Below are 17,083 nucleotides of genomic sequence, written 5' to 3' on the forward strand. Positions count from 1 at the left end.
ATGCCTTGCCGCAGGCCCGGCCGCCGCCGCAGAGAGCGCTGCCGAGGTGATTCGGTCCTTCGGTTTGGTTGGGACGTGGTCGGTCGATTGCAAGCGGGATCCAAATCAGGCTTGCACGAGCAACGGCTGCGGCGCGCGGATGACATACATTGTGCCGTCCTCGGGATCGCCGACAATCAGGAACGTGATAGGAACGTTTTCACCCGGGCAGGTGCGGACATTCATCAGCACTATCTATGCTGCGACGCGCATCGCGGACGACAAGATCAAGTTCGTGTCGGTTCAGGATCCTCCGCCGACCGTCGCGGCGGTGTGGTGGCGTCAGCCTGGCGAGCCCTGGGAGACGTCCTGCTGAAGGTTGGCGAGAAATATCGAACATTTTCCGCGCATCGCGAGGACAGGAAGAAGTTTGACGTCGAAGAAGGCTTTTACGTCCGACCTCCGCCGCCGCCCCCACCTTCCAAGCAGTACGAGGAGTTGCCGACGCAATGGGATCGCACCCAGCAGCAAACACCGCTATTCGAGAAGTGTAACGACTGACACTTACCCCTCCAGCGCGATCGCGTGAATGTGGCGGCCGTAGTCCGGCTCCTTGCGATGAACTGAACGGCGATAGCTGAAGAAGCGCTCGTCCGCATACGTGTCCAGGCCAAGATCGTCGATCATCAAAATGCCGGCGGCTTCCAGCCGCTTGCGGATGAAGCCGGCGAGGTCGAACATCGCATGGCCCTCGCGCACCGACGGGATGAAGAGCACAGCGTTGTCCGCATCCGCATCGAGGAAGCGCGCGACGAACTCGTTGCCGACCTCGTAACTGTCCTGCCGGATCAAGGGCCCGATCGCGGCGATGATGCCGTTGCGGGTGGCGCCGAGCTTTTCCATCGCCAGAATCGTGGATTCCAGCACACCCGTCAGCGCGCCCTTCCAGCCCGCATGGGCGCCGCCGATCACACCCGCGTTGGGATCGACGAACAGCACCGGGCCGCAATCGGCGGTGGAGACGCCGAGCGCGATGCCGGGCATTTTGGTTACCAGTGCGTCCCCCTTCGGCCGCGGGCCGCCCGGCCAGGGCGCGTCGGCGATGAGGACGTCGGGCGAATGGATCTGATGCAGGCTGAGGAAGCGCTCCGGCGCGACGCCGACATGCTCGGCCATGCGGCGGCGGTTCTCTGCAACAAGGGCCGGATCGTCGTTGGAGCCGAGCCCGCCGTTCAGCGCGGCATAGATGCCGTTGGAGACGCCGCCTTCACGCGTGAAAAAGCAATGGCGCAGACCCGGCACCGCCGACAGCAGCGACGAAGTGAGAGTCATGAACGGCCTCCGGCCCGATCGAGATCGCTGAGGCCCGCAAGGCCCGTCAGTCGCGGCTCGGAGATGCCGAGCACCTTGAACATCGCACCCATGCCGCTGCGCCCGGTGTCGGTCAGCCGCTTCAGTGCCACGGAAATGTCGGTGGCCACCTCCGGCGTCGCCTTCTGCATCAGCGCGGCTGCGCGGGTGTCGATGCCGACACGCTTGAGGAAATCCCCTTGCGTCACCGGCCCGTGCACACGAGCGCCGACGTCCTCGGCTGCGCGCGCGAGCGCCTGGAAGTCGACATGGGCAGTGAGGTCGGCCTGGCCCGGCGCCTTCAGGGGATCGGTGAAGGAGTGACGTGCGATGGCCTGAAAAGTGTCACCGGCATCGCTGCGCAGATGGCCGTAATCGATGATCAGCGCCGCGCCATCCTGGTCGCGCACGCGCGTGGCGAGCTTCATGATCTCGGTATCGGGCCGCCATTCGAACACCGCGCCGACCGGCGCCGCACGCACCAGGGGCGGCAGCAGCACGTCGAATCGTGGCGTCGGCTCTGCGGCCGCGTCGAACTGAAGCTTGCCGTTGGGGTCGATCTCGACCACACGCTCGTGCCAGCCATTCTCGCGCTTCACCATCTGGTGGATCGGCAGCACGTCGAAATATTCGTTGGCGAGGATGATGCTCGGTCCCTCAGGCACGTCATCGATGCTGTCGTGCCAGGCGATATTGTTGCGCACGCCCGATAATGTCGCACTCTGCCGCTCGCGCAGAACCGGATTGACCTCGACCAGATGAATGCTCAGCCCTTGATAGAGCGGCGGCAGCACGCGCAGTGCGCGCAGCGCGTCCGCCATCATGGTGCCGCGGCCGGGGCCGATCTCGATCAGCCGCAGGAGTTGCGGCGAGCCCATCTGCTTCCAGACCGAGGCGGTCCACAATCCCAGCAATTCGCCGAACATCTGGCTGACTTCGGGCGCGGTGGTGAAGTCGCCCTCTCGTCCCAATGGATCGCGCGAGACGTAATATCCGTAGCGCGGGTGCATCAGGCACGTTTCCATGTATCGCCAGACCGGCATGGGGCCTGAGGATTTGATCAGCGCCTTGATCTCGTTGAGCAATGGCTGTTCGGTCACGATCTGTCTTCTCGAAATGGATTAACGAACGGGATCGAGCGCCTTGGGCGCGCCGCGCCTGACAGCCCATACAATAAGTATACCGCCGACGATAAGCATCGGGATCGACAGCAGCATGCCCATGGTTAATCCGCCCCAGAGGAAGCCGAGCTGCTCGTCCGGTTCGCGGAAATGCTCGCCGGCGATGCGGGTCAGGCCGTAGATCAGGATGAAGGCGCCGAGGATCATGCCGGGGCGTTTCAAGGCGCCGAGGCGGATCAAGATCGCGAGCACGGTGAACAGCAGGATGCCCTCCATGCCGGCTTCATAGAGCTGGCTCGGATGGCGCGGCAAATGCGAGGGATCGTTGGGGAATACCATGGCCCAGGGCAGGCTTGCGTCGGTAGCGCGGCCCCACAATTCGCCGTTGATGAAATTGGCGATGCGCCCGAGCAGAAGCCCGATCGGGGCGACTGCAGTGGTGATGTCACCGAGCGATAGGATCGAGATGCCGTTGCGATAGGCAAACCACATCACTGCGACGACGCAGCCGAGGAAGCCGCCGTGGAACGACATGCCGCCCTCCCACAGCCGGAAGATCGCCGTGGGATGCTCGATGAAGAAGGGCAGATTGTAGAACAGCACGTAGCCGGTGCGGCCGCCCAGGATGATGCCGAGTGTAACCCACAGAATGAAGTCGTCGATCTGCACCAGCGACATCGGCGCGGGGCCGCCCCACAGCCGCTCGTTCTTCAGCAGCGAGCGCGCATAGAGCCAGCCGATGACGATGCCGCCGATATAGGCCAGCGCATACCAGCGGATCGCGAACGGCCCGATCGCGACCGCGATCGGGTTGAAGGACGGAAAGTCGATGAGCAGAAAGGGCATCGTGCCTTCTATGACTGGACGAGATTGCGGCGATAGAGCGCCAGCAGGCGCTCCCAATGCCGCTCGGCGGCGTCGCGGTCATAGACCGGGCGCTTGGGAAAGGCGAAGCCGTGATGGGTCCCGGGATAGATCTCGACCTCGGCTTTCGCGCCGCTCATGCCCTGCTTGACCCTCTCGATGATCTCGGTCGGCGCGTAGATGTCGGTCTCGGCGCAGGCGAAATAGAGCTCGGCCTTGGTCTTGCTCGCGGCGAGATGCGGGCTGTCGTCCTGATCGGTCGCGAGCTGCGTGCCGTAGACCGAGGCGGCCGCCTTGACGCGATCGGGGAAATGCGTGGCGGCGTTGACGGCATAACGGCCGCTCATGCAGTAGCCGACGGTGCCGATGATCTCAGTGTTCGCGGCCGTCTGGCCCTCGGCATAGGTGAGCAGCGCGCGCGTGTCGTCCATGATCATGGGAATCGTGAGCGAGCCCATCAGCGCGAACATGCGCTTGCGCTCCGGTGCGTTCGGATCGGCCGGCAGCGCGCCGAGCTCCATCACGCCGGAGCGGTAATAGAGGTTCGGCAGCATCACGTAGTAGCCCGATGTCGCGAGCCGGCGCGCCATGTCGCGCAGCTCTTCGCGGATCGCCGGCGCGTCCATGTAGAACAGGATGACCGGGAACGGTCCGGCGCGCTCGGGATGAACGATGAAGGTCGCGGTGTGGCCGTCCCTGGTGGGAATTGCGATCTGCTGCTCGATCATGTCTTGCGTTCCGCTTTGTGATTCTTGTTATGCAGGGACGTTGAATACGATTGCAAGGAAACCGGGGCATGACAAGGATACCACCGCGCGGCCCTTGAACCGGCCTCCGCGGATTGCCATTGTCTTATCCGCCGTTCGCGCAAAGTTTATCGCAGGCCGCCAAGAGACCGATCAGGAGACCGACATGACCCAGACCACCAACCGGTTTTTCGACGAGATCGGCCGCTTGATGAACGACGCCGCCGGAGCTGCTCAGGGCGCCAAGCGGGAGTTCGATACGGTGCTGCGCAATCAGGCCGAAAAATTCCTGCGCGACATGGATCTGGTCAAGCGCGAGGAGTTCGAGGCGGTCAAGGACATGGCCCGCCTCGCCCGCGAGGAGAACGAGGCCTTGAAGGCGCGTATCGCGGCGCTGGAGGCCAAGCTCGGCGGGTGAGGTCGCTTACCCTCCCCTGGAGGGTGGGAACCCGGGCGGGCAGCCCATTCTCCTTGTCATTTCTGCATCTTCCGGGTAAAAGCCCGGCAGTTCGTGGCCCCCGCACCCCTGGAGGCTTGCTGCGAACGATGCCATGGGCCGCGCTGCGGCCCATTAACTTTTGCAAAAACAAGGACTTAGACTATGGCGACGACCGTCAAGGAATTGAAGGCGACCGCACGTCCGAAGAGCGGCAAGGGGGCCGCCCGGGCTGAGCGTCGCGCCGGGAAAGTGCCCGGAGTGATCTATGGCAACAAGCAGCCCCCGCTCCCGATCTCGGTTGACGATCGCGAACTGCGCCAGCGCATCCTCGCCGGCCGGTTCCTGACCACGCTGGTCGACATCGACCTCGAGGGCAAGAAGCACCGCGTGATTCCGCGCGATTATCACCTCGATCCGGTCAAGGACTTCCCGATCCATGTCGACTTCATGCGGCTCGGCGAAGGTGCCACCATCCGCATCAGCGTGCCTCTGCACGTGGTCAAGGCGGAAGGCTCGCCCGGCGTGAAGCGCGGCGGCGCCGTCAACATCGTCGCCCATGCGATCGAGCTCGAATGCGGCGTAGAGAGCATCCCGCAATACATCGAGGCCGATGTCGGCTCGCTCGAAATCGGTCACTCGCTGCATCTGGCAGACATCAAGCTGCCGGCCGGCGTCAAGGCGCTGACCCGCGAGGACGCGACCCTCGTCACCATCGTGCCGCCGTCCGGCTACGCCGAAGAGCAGAAGGCCGCGGCTGCGGCTGCTGCTGGTGGCGCGGCTCCGGCGGCTGGTGCAGCTGCTCCGGCGGCAGGTGCTGCTCCGGCTGCGGGTGCTGCTGCTCCGGCGGCCGCTGCCAAGGCTCCCGCCGGCGGCGACAAGAAGAAGTAATCTCTCATAGCTGGCGCGCGGTCTCTGATCGCGCGCCGAGCGAGGGGCGCGCCGCGTCATGCGACTCTTTGTTGGGCTCGGCAATCCCGGCGCGAAATACGCACGTAACCGGCACAATATCGGCTTCATGGCCGTCGACGAGATTGCGCGGCGTCATGGTTTCGCACCATGGCGCCGTCGTTTTCAGGGTGAGACCTCGGAAGGCACGCTCGGCACTGAGCGCGTGATCCTGCTCAAGCCGATGACCTATATGAACGACTCCGGCCGCAGCGTTCAGGAGGCGGCGAGCTTCTTCAAGTTCGCGACCGGTGACGTCACGGTGTTTCACGACGAGCTCGAACTGCCGCCGGGCAAGGTTCGGGTGAAGATCGGCGGCGGCATTGCCGGACATAACGGCCTGCGCTCGATCTCGGCGCATATCGGCAACGAGTATCGCCGTGTCAGGCTCGGCATCGGTCACCCCGGCGTCAAGGAGATGGTGCACGGCCATGTGCTGTCGGACTTCGCCAAAGCCGACAACGACTGGGTGATGACGCTCTGCGACGCGGTGGCCGAGCATGCCGCACTGATCGTCAAGGGCACGGACGCGACCTTCGCCAACAGGGTGCATCTTGCGATGCAGGCGAAGGGATTTTTGACCAAGGACGAGAACGGCAAGGAATAACGCTCGTGGGATTCAAATGCGGAATCGTCGGATTGCCCAATGTCGGCAAGTCGACCTTGTTCAACGCGCTGACCGAGACGGCCGCGGCGCAGGCCGCGAACTATCCGTTCTGCACCATCGAGCCGAATGTCGGCGAGGTCGCGGTGCCGGATCCGCGGCTCGACAAGCTCGCGGCGATCGCCAAATCGGGACAGATCATTCCGACCCGGCTGACCTTCGTCGACATCGCCGGCCTGGTGCGCGGCGCCTCCAAGGGCGAAGGCCTCGGCAACCAGTTTCTCGCCAACATCCGCGAGGTCGACGCCATCGCGCATGTCGTGCGCTGCTTTGAAGATTCCGACATCACCCATGTCGAGGGCAAGATCGCGCCGCTCGCCGACATCGAGACGATCGAGACCGAGCTGATGCTCGCCGATCTCGACAGCCTCGAGAAGCGCGTCGACAACCTCACCAAGAAAGCCAAGGGCAACGACAAGGACGCCAAGGAGCAGCTCGACCTCGTCAACCGCACGCTGGTACTGCTGCGCGAAGGCAAGCCCGCGCGCCTCGTCGAGCGCAAGGCGGAGGAGGAGCGCGCCTTCGGGATGCTCGGCCTGCTGTCGTCGAAGCCGGTCCTCTACGTCTGCAACGTCGAGGAAGGCTCTGCCGCGACAGGCAACGCCTTCTCCAAGGCGGTCGAAGAGCAGGCGGCGAAAGAGGGCGCGGTCGCCGTCGTCATCTCTGCCAAGATCGAATCCGAGATCGCCACGATCTCGCGTGACGAGCGCGCCGACTTCCTGGAGACGCTGGGTCTCGAAGAGGCCGGGCTCGATCGCCTGATCCGCGCCGGCTATACGCTGCTCGACCTCATCACCTATTTCACGGTGGGCCCGAAGGAAGCGCGCGCCTGGACCATCTATCGCGGCACCAAGGCGCCGGGCGCCGCCGGTGTGATCCACACCGATTTCGAGAAGGGCTTCATCCGCGCCGAGACGATTGCGTATGAGGATTACGTCGCGCTGAACGGTGAAGCCGGCGCCCGCGATGCCGGCAAGCTGCGGCTCGAAGGCAAGGAATACGTTGTCGCCGATGGCGACGTGATGCATTTCCGGTTTAATACTTAGCGCGGGTTTCGTGCCCCGGACGCTGCGCAGCGCTCTTGCGGTGCGCTGCAGAGCCGGGGCCCAGGAATCTTGATTGCGGATGCATGGGTCCCGGCACTGCGTCGCGTCATTTCATGCCGCGCCGCGTCCGGGACACGAGAGGCTCACCGCACCCCGCCGCCCTGGTCCCGGATCGCGCCGAGATGCTCGTTGATGCGGAACACGATCAGGATCAGTTCCGCGGCGATGCGCGAGAACACGATTCCGACGACGACGCCCGCGATCGACTCCAGCACGACCAGGAAGCCGGCGAACGGGCTGATGGCCATCGCGGTGAGACCGGCAAAAATTCCGGAGAGTCCGAACAGGCAGATCACGCCGATCACCAGCCAGTAGAAGGTCTTGATGATCGTCGGCGTGATGAAGCGGTCCCATTGAAACAGGTCGCTGAATGAAAACATCTCTCTCCCCCGGGCAAATGGCGCCCCCGACTGCGTCAATCCGACAATGAGGCAGGTCCGGCCCGACTCGCCGAATGTAGCACGAGCCATGCGGGCCGGCGGGTTGAGATTGCCGCAAAGTGCGGCCACAATCTGTCATTCCCGCAAAGCTTTCCCAAGATGACCCTGACCTTCGAAGATTTCCCGACCGGCCGGTATGGAACGTTCGGCCCGCGCCATGTCACCCGCGACGAGATCCTGGCTTTCGCCGCCGAGTTCGATCCGCAACCGATGCATCTGGACGAAGAGGCCGCCAGCAAAAGCATGCTGCGCGGCCTGTCCGGCTCGGGCTGGCACCTCTGCTCGCTGATGATGCGGATGATGGCCGACGGTTTCATCACCCGCGCCGCCTCGCTCGGATCGCCCGGCGTCGACGAGGTGCGCTGGCTGTCTCCTTTGAGGCCGGGCGACGACCTCATGCTCGATGTCGACGTCGTGGAAGCCCGGACCTCGAAGAGCAGGCCGAATCTCGGCATCGTCAAGTTCAAATGCACGATGCGCAACGGCAGGGGCGAAGCCCTGTGCGAGATGACCTCGCCGATCCTGATCGAGCGGCGCGCGGGAGCGGTCTGATGCCATTCTTCGAGGAGATCGAGATCGGCCATCGCCGCGACATCGGCGCCTACACTTTCACGGCGGAGTCGATCAAGACGTTCGCGGCGAATTTCGATCCGCAGCGTTTCCACCTTGATGAGGAGGAGGGCAAGAACTCGCTGTTCGGCGGGCTTGCGGCGTCGGGCTGGCATGTCGGCTCGGCCTGCATGAGCCTGCTTGTCGCCGACGGCCAGCGTCTGGCGCGTGAAGCCGCAGCGCGTGGCGAGGAGGTCGCGGTGTGGGGGCCGTCACCAGGCTTTCGCGACCTGCGCTGGATCAAGCCGGTGCTGGCCGGCGACACCATCAGCTATTCCAACGTCGTCATCGACAAGCGCACCTCCGCCTCGCGCCCAGGCTGGGGCATCCTGACCGCCCGCACCACCGGCACCAACCAGCGTGGCGAAGAGGTCTATTCCATCACCGCCAGCGCCTTCGTGCCGATGCGGCAGGGCGGTTAGACCAGTTCCAGGATGAACGGCCGAAATCGGCTCGCGAGTGTTGCCCGCGCGCTATGGACGCGATTCTGGGCTGCTGCCATAAGCCTCGGCGAGATGGCCGGTCCTTGCGAAGCAGTTACCGGAACCATCGAGTTGCTAACCAATTATGAACCTGTCGCTGTCTATTTGAACGAACTGGGCGGAGTACAGGGGACGAGCACGATGGCAGACCGCGGCGCACTCAAGCTGGTTGGATTTATCTTCGCGACCGCGACACTGGCCGTGATGCTGGCTGCCGGCATGGTGGTGAAGGGCTATGCCGACGGCGCCTACACCCTGGAAGCCTCGAGCATCGACGCGAGCCGTTAAGAGCTCGTTAACTCCGCGGGGCCACGAAGTGGCCTCCGCGCGGTGCCGCGACACGGCCTCCGCCCTCAGCGGCTATAGACGAACGCCAATATCGCGATCGCAACCGCTAGCAATCCGACAAAGCGCAGCATGATGGTCCCGAACTGGTTCGGCGCGGGCCGCAGCGGTATCGGGTCCGTGTTTTCGGGCCGAATGCTTTCCATCTGAAAATATCCCCGGGCCCGGCCGCAAAGGCTGCGGGCGCTTGGCATTGGTCGGTGCGAGGGCGGGGAGGGTTCAATAGCGCACTCTCGTGTCCCGGACGCGCAGCAGCGCCTTAGCGCTGCTGCGCAGAGCCGGGACCCATCGTGACGCGCGTTCCGTATTAACGTGGGCCCCGGCTCTGCGACGCGTCACTGCGTGCCGCATCGCGTCCGGGGCACGAGAGCGGCACCCCCGAATCAAAACCGCCGCGTCCCGTCCGGAACGCGGCGGCTGTGATGACTGGTGCTGCGATCAGCTGTTGCGCAGGCCGTCGGCGGCGCGTTTCCACTGGGAGACGTTGTCGGCGATCATGCGGGTCGACTTCATCGCGGCCTGGCTGAGCTGGGCGTAGCCCGAGATCTCGCGCTGGACGCGCTGGCCTTCGGCATGCAGCAGGTCGCGCAGGCTCTCGAGCTCGGAGATCAGATTCTCGATCTCGGCGAGCGAGGTGCCGGCGACGCGCTGGATCAGCGAGTTGACGTTGGTGACGGTGGCTTCCGCGCTCGGATCGAGCGGCGGCGCGTCGGTGGTGGTGGTCGCGGCCGGCCGGCGCAGATAGGCGATGTCGTTGCGGACGAAATCGCGGATGCCGGCTTCGACTTCCGTCACGGCGGCGAGGTTGGTGTCGACCGTCTCGGTCTCGGTGGTCTCGGTCTTTTCCGGACGCATGGCGTTCATCGTTATTCCCCTGTTCGCGTTGAGCGCAGCGCGAGTGTCCCCCGCACGACGATGGGTGTCAGGCCGGTGCATGAGGGCGTCCGATTTTGACCGCAACGGGGCCGAGATGCGGCAAGGGCGGACCATTCGGGGGTTTTGCCGTGGCGTATGGTTACGGGATTCTAAAGATGGCTCACCAGCTCTTCTTGAAGCCCGCGGTCAGGCTCTTGTTGATCGCGCCTTGCGAGGTCTCGCCGACCGAACCGGAGACGGTGACGTTGTCGAACAGCTTCTGCTCGGCGCCGAACTTGCGCAGCCATTTGTCGTCGGTGGTCGACATGGTCTGGCCGGCGGTGATGCTGGTACCGGTGTCGACGATCGTGACCTTGGCGGACTGGTCAGTCTCGTAATTGCGGGTGATGTGGCCGCCGACGCCGGGCAGCGCCGTGGTGCCTTGCTGGTTGACGCTGTAGCCGTTCTGGAGCGTCAGCGCATAATCGCCCGACAGCGGCACCGATTTGGTCAGCGACGCGCCAAGCTTGCTCTGCTCGGCGCCGGGATCGACGCGGGCTTCGACCGCAGTCTTGTCCCACACGGGGCCTGCGCCCGGCGCGGTCGCGGTGGCCCAAGCGCTGCCGGAGGATTGCGGCAGGTTGCCGCCATTAGCGGCCTTCTGCGCCATCAGCTCCGACATCGTGGTCGGCTCTTTCGCCACCGTCATGTCGGCGCCGATCCGGGTGTCCCAGAATGAGGACACCGACTGCTTCACGGTCACGGCCGAGGAGCCGTTCGCGTTGGCATTGGTCGACCAGTTGATGCCGTTGTTGGCGGCGGCCTGCGCGCGCTTCTTGGCGGCGATGAGGTCGTTGAGCGTGCCGGCGTCGATGGCGAGCTGGCTCCAGTCGAGCTTGTCGACATCGATGCCTTTGAGCACGTCGGGGTCGTTGACATCGGCGGTCTCGGCGGCGTCGGCCTCCTCGTCTGGCGCGGTCGCGGCGGGGGCAGGGGAGAAGGGCGGGATGATCTGTGCCGGGGCTATCACCACCGAGCCGAAAATGAATGCGGCCGCCAGCGGCAGCCGGATCCAGCCAAAACCTGTCGAGAATTCCATGACCTTGCCCGCGAGCCCAGTTCGCGCACAGGATGCGGCGCTATCGTCGCAAAATTGTGGCGCCAAGAATTGTGGCGCCAAGAATGCCGAACCAACGGGCCGCGCACAAGACGCGCGCGCCCGATGACGAGCATCTCCACAAAAGCGTCCGGCGGGGCTGGAGGCCGGAACGCGTCGCGGGAGCATCAATCGACCGGTCCCGCATTGCGGAGCCCGTTGGTGTCTCCCTCAGCCGACGCCGGTCATCTTCGGCAGATGAATGGCGCGACCGAGTGCCTGCTCGACCAGGTCAAAAGTGTCGACCAGCACGCGCATGCTGATGAGACGGTCCGCCCTGAACTGGGCGAACTGCGCGACGCGCAAGCTGATCGGCTTGTCGGAGTCCAGCGCGGTGAGCGAATAGCGCAGCATCGAGGCGGCGGAATCGACGCCCAGCATGATGCTCTCGCGCTCGAAGCGGCGGACGCGGAAATTGTCGGCGAGCTGGCGGATGACCTGGAGCACGGCCGCCTTGCCCTGGCGCGCGCCGAGGAACGGAAACATGTCGATCGGGCCATAGATCGCCCACTCGACGTCCTCGTCGATCAGGGCCTTGATGTCCTCGAAATGCCGGTCGTTGATCGCGCGGTGCAACGCACGCGAGAAACGCCAGAGGCTGTGCTCTGTCATTTTGGGGCGTCCTGAAACTGGCTTGCAGAAAAACGGAAAACAACCCCATGCACAGTAAGGCGCGAGGCGGCTGCTCAATTCATTCGTGTACAAACAAAATAACCGTGATCTGCGAAAATGCAAATCACGATTTTGCAATGCACAATTGAGCGCACATTGTGAGATTTACAACAGAACCCCGTAATTTTACCGGGAGTCGGGTCGGTCCTCGTGTCGGGAACCCGAACCCGCCACATCAGTTGAGACGCTGACACCGCATCCGGAGACATCGCTCATGAAATCGCCGCTCATCGCCATCACTGCCGCGCTTCTCGTGCTCGGCGCAACCTCCGGCGCCAACGCCAAGGGCTGCATCAAGGGCGCCGTCGTCGGCGGCGTCGCCGGTCATTATGCCGGCCACCACGGCGTCCTCGGCGCCGCCGCCGGCTGCCTCTACGGCAGGCACCATGCGAAGGAGCAGGAGAGGCAGCAGCAACAGCAGAGCCAGGCGAACGGGCAGGGCAAGCTGTAAACCGTTGTCATTCCGGGGCGCCGCAAAGCGGCGAGCCCGGAATCCATCGCCACGACCAAGCGCGGACGATACTCCGTCGCCTACCTCTTCTTCCACCCCCCGCGCCGCCCCGGCATCCCACCGGTCGACTTCGGCGCCGGCCCGAACTCCGGCCCAGACTGCCGTGAATCCGTCGGCTGGATGATCCGGCTCTCGCGGCCGAACGGCTTCGCCGGCAGCGCGCGGTCTGCACGATACGGCAGCGACTCCGGCCCGTGCATCTCGTCGAGATGCGGCTTGCGGACTCTCGAGCCACCACCGGCACCACCCGTGGACCGCCCCTCACCCCGACCCTCTCCCCGTGAAGAACGGGCAGAGGGGGAGGAGGCACCGCTGCTGGCCTTGAGTGCAGCGGAGACAGTTTTTTTCTTCATCGCGCTGACCGGCAGGTTGGCGGCGTCGCCGTATTTCTTCGCTCCGGCATAGGCGCCGGCCTTGCCTGCCACGGTGCGCTGCTTGACGGTGGGGTCGTCGACGACCGCAAGCTCGGTGGCGCGCAGGCGCTTGACCTCGTCGCGCAGGCGCGCGGCCTCCTCGAAGTTCAGATCGGCGGCGGCTTCGCGCATGCGGGTTTCCAGATCGGCGAGCACGGCTTCGAAATTGTGGCCGATCGAGATGACGTCGTCGGTCATGTCGTGGCCGCCGATCTCGACCAGCACATGGTCGCGCTCGTAGACGCTGTTCATGATGTCGCCGATCGACTTCTTGATGCTCTCCGGCGTGATGCCATGCGCCGTGTTGTACTCGACCTGTTTTTCGCGGCGGCGGTCGGTTTCGGCGATGGCGCGCTCCATCGACCCCGTCATCTGGTCGGCGTAGAGGATCACCTTGCCGTCGACGTTGCGCGCAGCGCGGCCGATGGTCTGAATCAAGGATGTTTCGCTGCGCAGAAAACCTTCCTTGTCGGCGTCGAGAATCGCGACCAGCGCGCATTCGGGAATGTCGAGGCCTTCGCGCAAGAGGTTGATGCCGACCAGCGCGTCGAACGCGCCGAGGCGCAAATCGCGGATGATCTCGATGCGCTCGATGGTATCGATATCGCTGTGCATGTAGCGGACGCGAATGCCCTGCTCATGCAGATATTCGGTGAGGTCCTCCGCCATGCGCTTGGTCAACACCGTGATCAGCGAGCGATAGCCGGCTTGCGCCGTGGCGCGCACCTCGCCGACGAGATCGTCGACCTGGGTGCGGGCGGGGCGGATGTTGACGGGAGGATCAATCAGCCCGGTCGGGCGGATCACCTGCTCGACGAACACGCCGCCGCTCTCGTTGATCTCCCAGGCGCTGGGCGTGGCCGAGACCGCGACTGTCTGCGGCCGCATCATGTCCCATTCCTCGAAGCGCAGCGGGCGGTTGTCCATGCAGGAGGGCAGGCGGAAGCCGTATTCGGCCAGCGTCGCCTTGCGGCGGAAGTCGCCGCGGAACATGCCGCCGATCTGCGGCACGGTGACGTGGCTCTCGTCGGCGAACACCAGCGCGTTGTCGGGAACGTATTCGAACAGCGTCGGCGGCGGCTCGCCGGGCAGGCGGCCGGTGAGATAGCGCGAATAGTTCTCGATGCCAGCGCAGCTTCCCGTCGCCTCCATCATCTCGAGGTCGAAGGTGGTGCGCTGCTCCAGCCGCTGCGCTTCCAGCAGGCGTCCCTGGTCGTGCAGCTGGTCGAGCCGCTGCTTCAGCTCGGATTTGATCGACTTGATCGCCTGCACCAGCGTCGGACGCGGCGTCACATAGTGCGAATTGGCGTACATCTTGATGAATTCGAGCTCGTCCTGCTTGTGGCCGGTGAGCGGATCGAATTCCTCGATGTTCTCGATGGTGTCGCCGAACAGGTTCACGCGCCAGGCCCGGTCCTCATAGTGCGCCGGGAAGATGTCGATGACGTCGCCGCGCACGCGAAACGTGCCGCGGGTGAAATCGGCTTGCGTCCGCTTGTACTGGAGCGCGACGAGGTCGGCGATGAGCTGGCGCTGGTCGATGCGCTCGCCCTTCTTCAGCGCAAAGGTCATCGCGGTGTAGGTCTCGACCGAGCCGATACCGTAGATGCAGGACACCGAGGCGACGATGATGACGTCGTCGCGTTCGAGCAGCGCGCGCGTCGCCGAGTGACGCATGCGGTCGATCTGCTCGTTGATCGAGGAGTCCTTCTCGATATAGGTGTCGGTGCGCGGGACATACGCTTCCGGCTGGTAGTAGTCGTAATACGAGACGAAATACTCGACCGCGTTGTCGGGGAAGAAGCTCTTGAACTCGCCATAGAGCTGGGCGGCGAGCGTCTTGTTCGGCGCCAGGATGATGGCGGGCCGCTGCGTCGCCTCGATCACCTTGGCCATGGTGTAGGTCTTGCCCGAGCCGGTGACGCCCAGCAGCACCTGCGAACGGTCGTTGCGCCGGATGCCTTCGACCAGCTCGGCGATCGCGGTCGGCTGGTCGCCGCGCGGCTCGTATTCCGACTTGATCTCGAAGCGCACGCCGCCTTCGGACTTTTCCGGCCGCGGCGGCCGGTGCGGGGTCCACACTTTGGTGGAGCCGTCATCCTTCCGGAACTCCGGCCGGCCCTCGCGGATCAGCGATTCCAGCGCTTCCGCGGTCGCCTTGACGCCGAGCGCCTCCATCTTGTTGCGCGGCGGGCGCGCCATCGCCTCGGCGTCGTCCTCCTCGGTGGGAAGGCCGAGCTGGCGGGCCAGTTCCGGATCGAGCGTCGGGATCGTGGCCGCGGTTCCGTAATTGGCCTGCGGCGCCTCTTCAAACGCACCGGTCTCTCCGCTCCCTCCCCCCTTGGTCGGGGAGGGGGGTAAACCACGAGTCGCGCTGCCCGACGCGATGTCCTGCGGAAACTCCTTCGGTGTCGAGGCGCGCGCCCGATGCGCGGCGGCCTCGCCTCCGGCGCGGCGGTCGCGCGAATTGTCCGGCGGCGGCTGCAGGCCGGTGCCGGATCCAAGCCCGGCATCGCCGCGATTGATCGCGGGATTGAGCAGTTCGGCCAGGGCCGGTCCGATCGGCTGCACGTCGGGCCGATGGGCCTTCGAGTTCGGAGCTTTGGATTTAGGAGATTTTGGGGGAGCAGGTTTCTTCGCCATGAGGCGAATATGGGACGAGTCCGCCCCTCAGAAAAGAGCGAATGCCCGTCCGTGCGCAGGCTGCTGACAGCAGTTTGGCAGCAGGGCCATCGTTCAGCGGTTTCGCCTCACGCCGCCGGCAGCGGTCCTTCGCCGTCCACGACCGGAAGACGCGGCTCGAGGATGTCGAGATGGATCCCACCGCAATCGGTGCAGCGCATGGTCCAGTACTCGCACCCGGCGCGGCCGCCGATCACACGGAGCACCGTGAGATCGCCGTCACATTCCGGGCATATCGCCAGTACCTTGCGCGAATAAATTCGCGGCCGCGGCGCGCCTTCGAAGTCGATGACTGACATGAACCGGTGTCCCCCCTGTTACGCCACGCTGTCGCTCAGCCCTGTTGCCGTCTCGCTGGGTCTATTCGTCGTCGCCCTCGTCGGCACGCCGGCGGAAGCGGTCGATGTGATGCTTGGCATCGGCGATCGCGGCGTCGGGATCGGGCCAGGCGAAGCCGACTTCCATGGCCGGAAACAGCACGCCGTCGATGGCAACCGGGCTGAAATCGGCGCGCCGGATCCGGGCGTGCCACAGTCCCTTGCCAGCTTCGAAGGATTCGATGTCAAAGCCGTCGTAAAGGGTCGTCATTGGTAGTCCCCAAATGCTCTCTTGTCGGAGGGTTAGACGACCACGTTTGCGGATTTTGAGATGTGAAGCCGTTCACAAGCGGCCGGCTTTTTCACCCCGAAAGGGTGATGGGCCAGAGCGTTTTCGAGCGAAGTGGATACCGGTTCGCGTAAAGAAAACGCGTCAAAACAAGAATCTAGCCCCGTCCGGTGGCGCGCCCGGACCGCCGCGGCCGGGCCGCGGGTTCCGCCGCGGCCCGCATGATCCAGCGGCGGAACGCGGCAAAGTCGCGCTGCTCGGTCTGAAAGCTGCGGTAGAGCAGATACCAGCGCATGCCCTTGGGCACCGAGAGGTCGAATGGCGCGATCAGGCGTCCGGCGGCGAGGTCGTCGTCGATATAGGGCCGGATGCCCATGGCGATGCCGAGCCCGTCAACGGCGGCCTGGAGCGCCTGGCCGTAAAACTGGAACTCCGGCCCGCGCGCGTTGATGCGGGGGAGGGCGGCGGCCTTGAGCCAGAGCGGCCAGTCCTCCGGCGAATGCGTGACGCGGATCAGGCTCGGGCCCTTGAGATCGGCGGGGCGCTTCAGGCTGGCGGCGAGGCGGGGCACGCAGACCGGCGTGAGGTCGCCGGCGAACAGCGGCTCAGCAACCAGCCCCGGCCAGTCGCCGGTGCCGAGCTTGATGCCGCAGCTCCAGTCCTCGCCGAATGCGACCTCGGCGCCGCCGGTGGTGAAACGCACCTCGATGTCGGGCTCCTCATTGCGAAACTCCGACAGCCGCGGGATCAGCCAGCGCATCGCGAAGGTGTGGCCGACGCCGATGGTGAGCACGCGGACGCCGGAGGGTGCCGTGACCTGCGCGGTGAGGCTTGCGAGCGCATCGAAGATCGGCGTCAGCCCGCTCTGATAGGCGCGGCCTGCCGGCGTCAGGACGAGCTTGTTGGCCTTGCGCTCGAACAGTGCGACGCCGAGCCGCTCTTCCAGCAGATGCACCATGCGGCTGACGGCGGCCGCCGACACGCTCAGCTCGACGCCGGCAGCGGCAAAGCTGCCGGTCCGCGCCGCCGCCTCGAATGCCTTGATGCCGTTGAGAAAGAGCAGCCGCCGCAAATGCAAACACCCTCAGGAAAGCTGAT

22 protein-coding genes are annotated in these 17,083 nt (G+C 64.9%); 9 read left to right on the plus strand and 13 right to left on the minus strand.

Features of this window, described 5'->3' with window-relative positions; genetic code table 11:
* Positions 1–111 precede the first annotated feature (111 nt).
* Positions 112–540: a hypothetical protein gene (locus FXB38_RS12315; protein WP_148751127.1), complete on the plus strand. Its 429-nt coding sequence runs from the start codon at positions 112–114 to the stop codon at positions 538–540.
* Positions 541–543: 3 nt separating this feature from the next.
* On the opposite strand, the gene pgeF is transcribed toward FXB38_RS12315, so the two are convergent.
* From pgeF to FXB38_RS12335, 4 genes are read right to left on the minus strand one after another with little or no spacing between them, the layout of a single operon-like run.
* A complete protein-coding gene (pgeF, locus tag FXB38_RS12320; protein ID WP_148751128.1) occupies positions 544–1,311 on the minus strand; it encodes a peptidoglycan editing factor PgeF in 768 nt (255 codons plus the stop codon).
* Positions 1,308–2,429 (minus strand): class I SAM-dependent methyltransferase, encoded by a 1,122-nt coding sequence (locus FXB38_RS12325; RefSeq protein WP_148751129.1) that lies wholly within the window; start codon positions 2,427–2,429, stop codon positions 1,308–1,310. The genes pgeF and FXB38_RS12325 overlap by 4 nt, the downstream gene beginning before the upstream one ends.
* 21 nt (positions 2,430–2,450) lie before the next feature.
* Positions 2,451–3,296: a prolipoprotein diacylglyceryl transferase gene (gene lgt / locus FXB38_RS12330; protein WP_148751130.1), complete on the minus strand. Its 846-nt coding sequence runs from the start codon at positions 3,294–3,296 to the stop codon at positions 2,451–2,453.
* Between the two features lie 8 nt (positions 3,297–3,304).
* Positions 3,305–4,042 (minus strand): dienelactone hydrolase family protein, encoded by a 738-nt coding sequence (locus FXB38_RS12335; protein WP_148751131.1) that lies wholly within the window; start codon positions 4,040–4,042, stop codon positions 3,305–3,307.
* Between the two features lie 184 nt (positions 4,043–4,226).
* Between FXB38_RS12335 and FXB38_RS12340 the strand changes: the two genes are divergently transcribed.
* The 4 genes from FXB38_RS12340 to ychF all read left to right on the plus strand — a co-directional run bounded on the left by FXB38_RS12340 (position 4,227) and on the right by ychF (position 7,154).
* Positions 4,227–4,478, plus strand: a complete 252-nt coding sequence (locus FXB38_RS12340; protein WP_128953911.1) for an accessory factor UbiK family protein — start codon at positions 4,227–4,229, stop codon at positions 4,476–4,478.
* 183 nt (positions 4,479–4,661) lie between these two features.
* Positions 4,662–5,387 (plus strand): 50S ribosomal protein L25/general stress protein Ctc, encoded by a 726-nt coding sequence (locus FXB38_RS12345; RefSeq protein WP_148751132.1) that lies wholly within the window; start codon positions 4,662–4,664, stop codon positions 5,385–5,387.
* A 58-nt stretch (positions 5,388–5,445) separates the two neighbouring features.
* Positions 5,446–6,051, plus strand: coding sequence for an aminoacyl-tRNA hydrolase (pth, locus tag FXB38_RS12350; RefSeq protein WP_148751133.1), 606 nt, complete (start codon positions 5,446–5,448; stop codon positions 6,049–6,051).
* A gap of 5 nt (positions 6,052–6,056) precedes the next feature.
* On the plus strand, positions 6,057–7,154 hold the full coding sequence (gene ychF, locus FXB38_RS12355; protein ID WP_148751134.1) for a redox-regulated ATPase YchF: 1,098 nt from the start codon (positions 6,057–6,059) through the stop codon (positions 7,152–7,154).
* A gap of 143 nt (positions 7,155–7,297) precedes the next feature.
* Here ychF and FXB38_RS12360 read toward each other — a convergent pair whose 3' ends face one another.
* Entirely contained in the window at positions 7,298–7,594 is a 297-nt protein-coding gene (locus tag FXB38_RS12360) for a DUF4282 domain-containing protein (protein WP_045003742.1), read from the minus strand.
* A 159-nt stretch (positions 7,595–7,753) separates the two neighbouring features.
* Here FXB38_RS12360 and FXB38_RS12365 point away from each other — a divergent pair, with 159 nt between their 5' ends.
* The 3 genes from FXB38_RS12365 (at position 7,754) to FXB38_RS42670 (ending at position 9,033) form a co-directional block, all read left to right on the plus strand.
* Positions 7,754–8,206 carry a MaoC family dehydratase gene (locus tag FXB38_RS12365; protein WP_148751135.1) on the plus strand — a complete coding sequence of 151 codons (453 nt, stop codon included), beginning with the start codon at positions 7,754–7,756 and terminating at the stop codon, positions 8,204–8,206.
* Positions 8,206–8,685, plus strand: coding sequence for a MaoC family dehydratase (locus FXB38_RS12370; RefSeq protein ID WP_148751136.1), 480 nt, complete (start codon positions 8,206–8,208; stop codon positions 8,683–8,685). Before FXB38_RS12365 ends, FXB38_RS12370 begins: the two co-directional genes overlap by 1 nt.
* 201 nt (positions 8,686–8,886) lie before the next feature.
* Positions 8,887–9,033 carry a hypothetical protein gene (locus FXB38_RS42670; RefSeq protein WP_187434826.1) on the plus strand — a complete coding sequence of 49 codons (147 nt, stop codon included), beginning with the start codon at positions 8,887–8,889 and terminating at the stop codon, positions 9,031–9,033.
* A 65-nt stretch (positions 9,034–9,098) separates the two neighbouring features.
* On the opposite strand, the gene FXB38_RS42675 is transcribed toward FXB38_RS42670, so the two are convergent.
* The 4 genes from FXB38_RS42675 to FXB38_RS12385 form a co-directional block, all read right to left on the minus strand.
* Entirely contained in the window at positions 9,099–9,236 is a 138-nt protein-coding gene (locus FXB38_RS42675; protein WP_187434827.1) for a hypothetical protein, read from the minus strand.
* 292 nt (positions 9,237–9,528) lie between these two features.
* Positions 9,529–9,954 (minus strand): hypothetical protein, encoded by a 426-nt coding sequence (locus tag FXB38_RS12375; protein ID WP_148751137.1) that lies wholly within the window; start codon positions 9,952–9,954, stop codon positions 9,529–9,531.
* 172 nt (positions 9,955–10,126) lie between these two features.
* On the minus strand, positions 10,127–11,044 hold the full coding sequence (locus tag FXB38_RS12380) for a hypothetical protein (RefSeq protein ID WP_148751138.1): 918 nt from the start codon (positions 11,042–11,044) through the stop codon (positions 10,127–10,129).
* Between the two features lie 228 nt (positions 11,045–11,272).
* The gene (locus tag FXB38_RS12385; protein WP_148751139.1) at positions 11,273–11,713 is read right to left on the minus strand and encodes a nuclear transport factor 2 family protein; all 441 of its coding nucleotides are present in this window, start codon (positions 11,711–11,713) and stop codon (positions 11,273–11,275) included.
* A 274-nt stretch (positions 11,714–11,987) separates the two neighbouring features.
* On the opposite strand from FXB38_RS12385, the gene FXB38_RS12390 reads away from it, so the two are divergent.
* Positions 11,988–12,224 carry a hypothetical protein gene (locus FXB38_RS12390; protein WP_148751140.1) on the plus strand — a complete coding sequence of 79 codons (237 nt, stop codon included), beginning with the start codon at positions 11,988–11,990 and terminating at the stop codon, positions 12,222–12,224.
* Between the two features lie 80 nt (positions 12,225–12,304).
* On the opposite strand, the gene uvrB is transcribed toward FXB38_RS12390, so the two are convergent.
* From uvrB to FXB38_RS12410, 4 genes are all read right to left on the minus strand, one after another.
* Positions 12,305–15,340, minus strand: coding sequence for an excinuclease ABC subunit UvrB (gene uvrB / locus FXB38_RS12395; RefSeq protein ID WP_148751141.1), 3,036 nt, complete (start codon positions 15,338–15,340; stop codon positions 12,305–12,307).
* 107 nt (positions 15,341–15,447) lie between these two features.
* Positions 15,448–15,678, minus strand: coding sequence for a hypothetical protein (locus FXB38_RS12400; protein WP_148751142.1), 231 nt, complete (start codon positions 15,676–15,678; stop codon positions 15,448–15,450).
* A 61-nt stretch (positions 15,679–15,739) separates the two neighbouring features.
* Positions 15,740–15,967 (minus strand): hypothetical protein, encoded by a 228-nt coding sequence (locus FXB38_RS12405; RefSeq protein ID WP_148751143.1) that lies wholly within the window; start codon positions 15,965–15,967, stop codon positions 15,740–15,742.
* A gap of 175 nt (positions 15,968–16,142) precedes the next feature.
* The gene (locus tag FXB38_RS12410; protein ID WP_148751144.1) at positions 16,143–17,057 is read right to left on the minus strand and encodes a LysR substrate-binding domain-containing protein; all 915 of its coding nucleotides are present in this window, start codon (positions 17,055–17,057) and stop codon (positions 16,143–16,145) included.
* Positions 17,058–17,083 lie beyond the last annotated feature (26 nt).

This window comes from Bradyrhizobium cytisi (genome assembly GCF_008123515.1).
GTDB lineage: Bacteria > Pseudomonadota > Alphaproteobacteria > Rhizobiales > Xanthobacteraceae > Bradyrhizobium > Bradyrhizobium cytisi.

What these genes read in the sequence shown, in the direction of transcription:
- FXB38_RS12380 (WP_148751138.1), bottom strand. Translation starts at nt 11,044, where the DNA reads ATGGAATTCTCGACAGGTTTTGGCTGGATCCGGCTGCCGCTGGCGGCC.
- uvrB (WP_148751141.1), bottom strand. Translation starts at nt 15,340, where the DNA reads ATGGCGAAGAAACCTGCTCCCCCAAAATCTCCTAAATCCAAAGCTCCG.
- FXB38_RS42675 (WP_187434827.1), bottom strand. Translation starts at nt 9,236, where the DNA reads ATGGAAAGCATTCGGCCCGAAAACACGGACCCGATACCGCTGCGGCCC.
- lgt (WP_148751130.1), bottom strand. Translation starts at nt 3,296, where the DNA reads ATGCCCTTTCTGCTCATCGACTTTCCGTCCTTCAACCCGATCGCGGTC.
- FXB38_RS12340 (WP_128953911.1), top strand. Translation starts at nt 4,227, where the DNA reads ATGACCCAGACCACCAACCGGTTTTTCGACGAGATCGGCCGCTTGATG.
- FXB38_RS12400 (WP_148751142.1), bottom strand. Translation starts at nt 15,678, where the DNA reads ATGTCAGTCATCGACTTCGAAGGCGCGCCGCGGCCGCGAATTTATTCG.
- FXB38_RS12390 (WP_148751140.1), top strand. Translation starts at nt 11,988, where the DNA reads ATGAAATCGCCGCTCATCGCCATCACTGCCGCGCTTCTCGTGCTCGGC.
- FXB38_RS12370 (WP_148751136.1), top strand. Translation starts at nt 8,206, where the DNA reads ATGCCATTCTTCGAGGAGATCGAGATCGGCCATCGCCGCGACATCGGC.
- pth (WP_148751133.1), top strand. Translation starts at nt 5,446, where the DNA reads ATGCGACTCTTTGTTGGGCTCGGCAATCCCGGCGCGAAATACGCACGT.
- FXB38_RS12335 (WP_148751131.1), bottom strand. Translation starts at nt 4,042, where the DNA reads ATGATCGAGCAGCAGATCGCAATTCCCACCAGGGACGGCCACACCGCG.
- FXB38_RS12365 (WP_148751135.1), top strand. Translation starts at nt 7,754, where the DNA reads ATGACCCTGACCTTCGAAGATTTCCCGACCGGCCGGTATGGAACGTTC.
- pgeF (WP_148751128.1), bottom strand. Translation starts at nt 1,311, where the DNA reads ATGACTCTCACTTCGTCGCTGCTGTCGGCGGTGCCGGGTCTGCGCCAT.
- FXB38_RS12345 (WP_148751132.1), top strand. Translation starts at nt 4,662, where the DNA reads ATGGCGACGACCGTCAAGGAATTGAAGGCGACCGCACGTCCGAAGAGC.
- FXB38_RS12405 (WP_148751143.1), bottom strand. Translation starts at nt 15,967, where the DNA reads ATGACGACCCTTTACGACGGCTTTGACATCGAATCCTTCGAAGCTGGC.
- FXB38_RS12385 (WP_148751139.1), bottom strand. Translation starts at nt 11,713, where the DNA reads ATGACAGAGCACAGCCTCTGGCGTTTCTCGCGTGCGTTGCACCGCGCG.
- FXB38_RS42670 (WP_187434826.1), top strand. Translation starts at nt 8,887, where the DNA reads ATGGCAGACCGCGGCGCACTCAAGCTGGTTGGATTTATCTTCGCGACC.
- FXB38_RS12375 (WP_148751137.1), bottom strand. Translation starts at nt 9,954, where the DNA reads ATGAACGCCATGCGTCCGGAAAAGACCGAGACCACCGAGACCGAGACG.
- FXB38_RS12360 (WP_045003742.1), bottom strand. Translation starts at nt 7,594, where the DNA reads ATGTTTTCATTCAGCGACCTGTTTCAATGGGACCGCTTCATCACGCCG.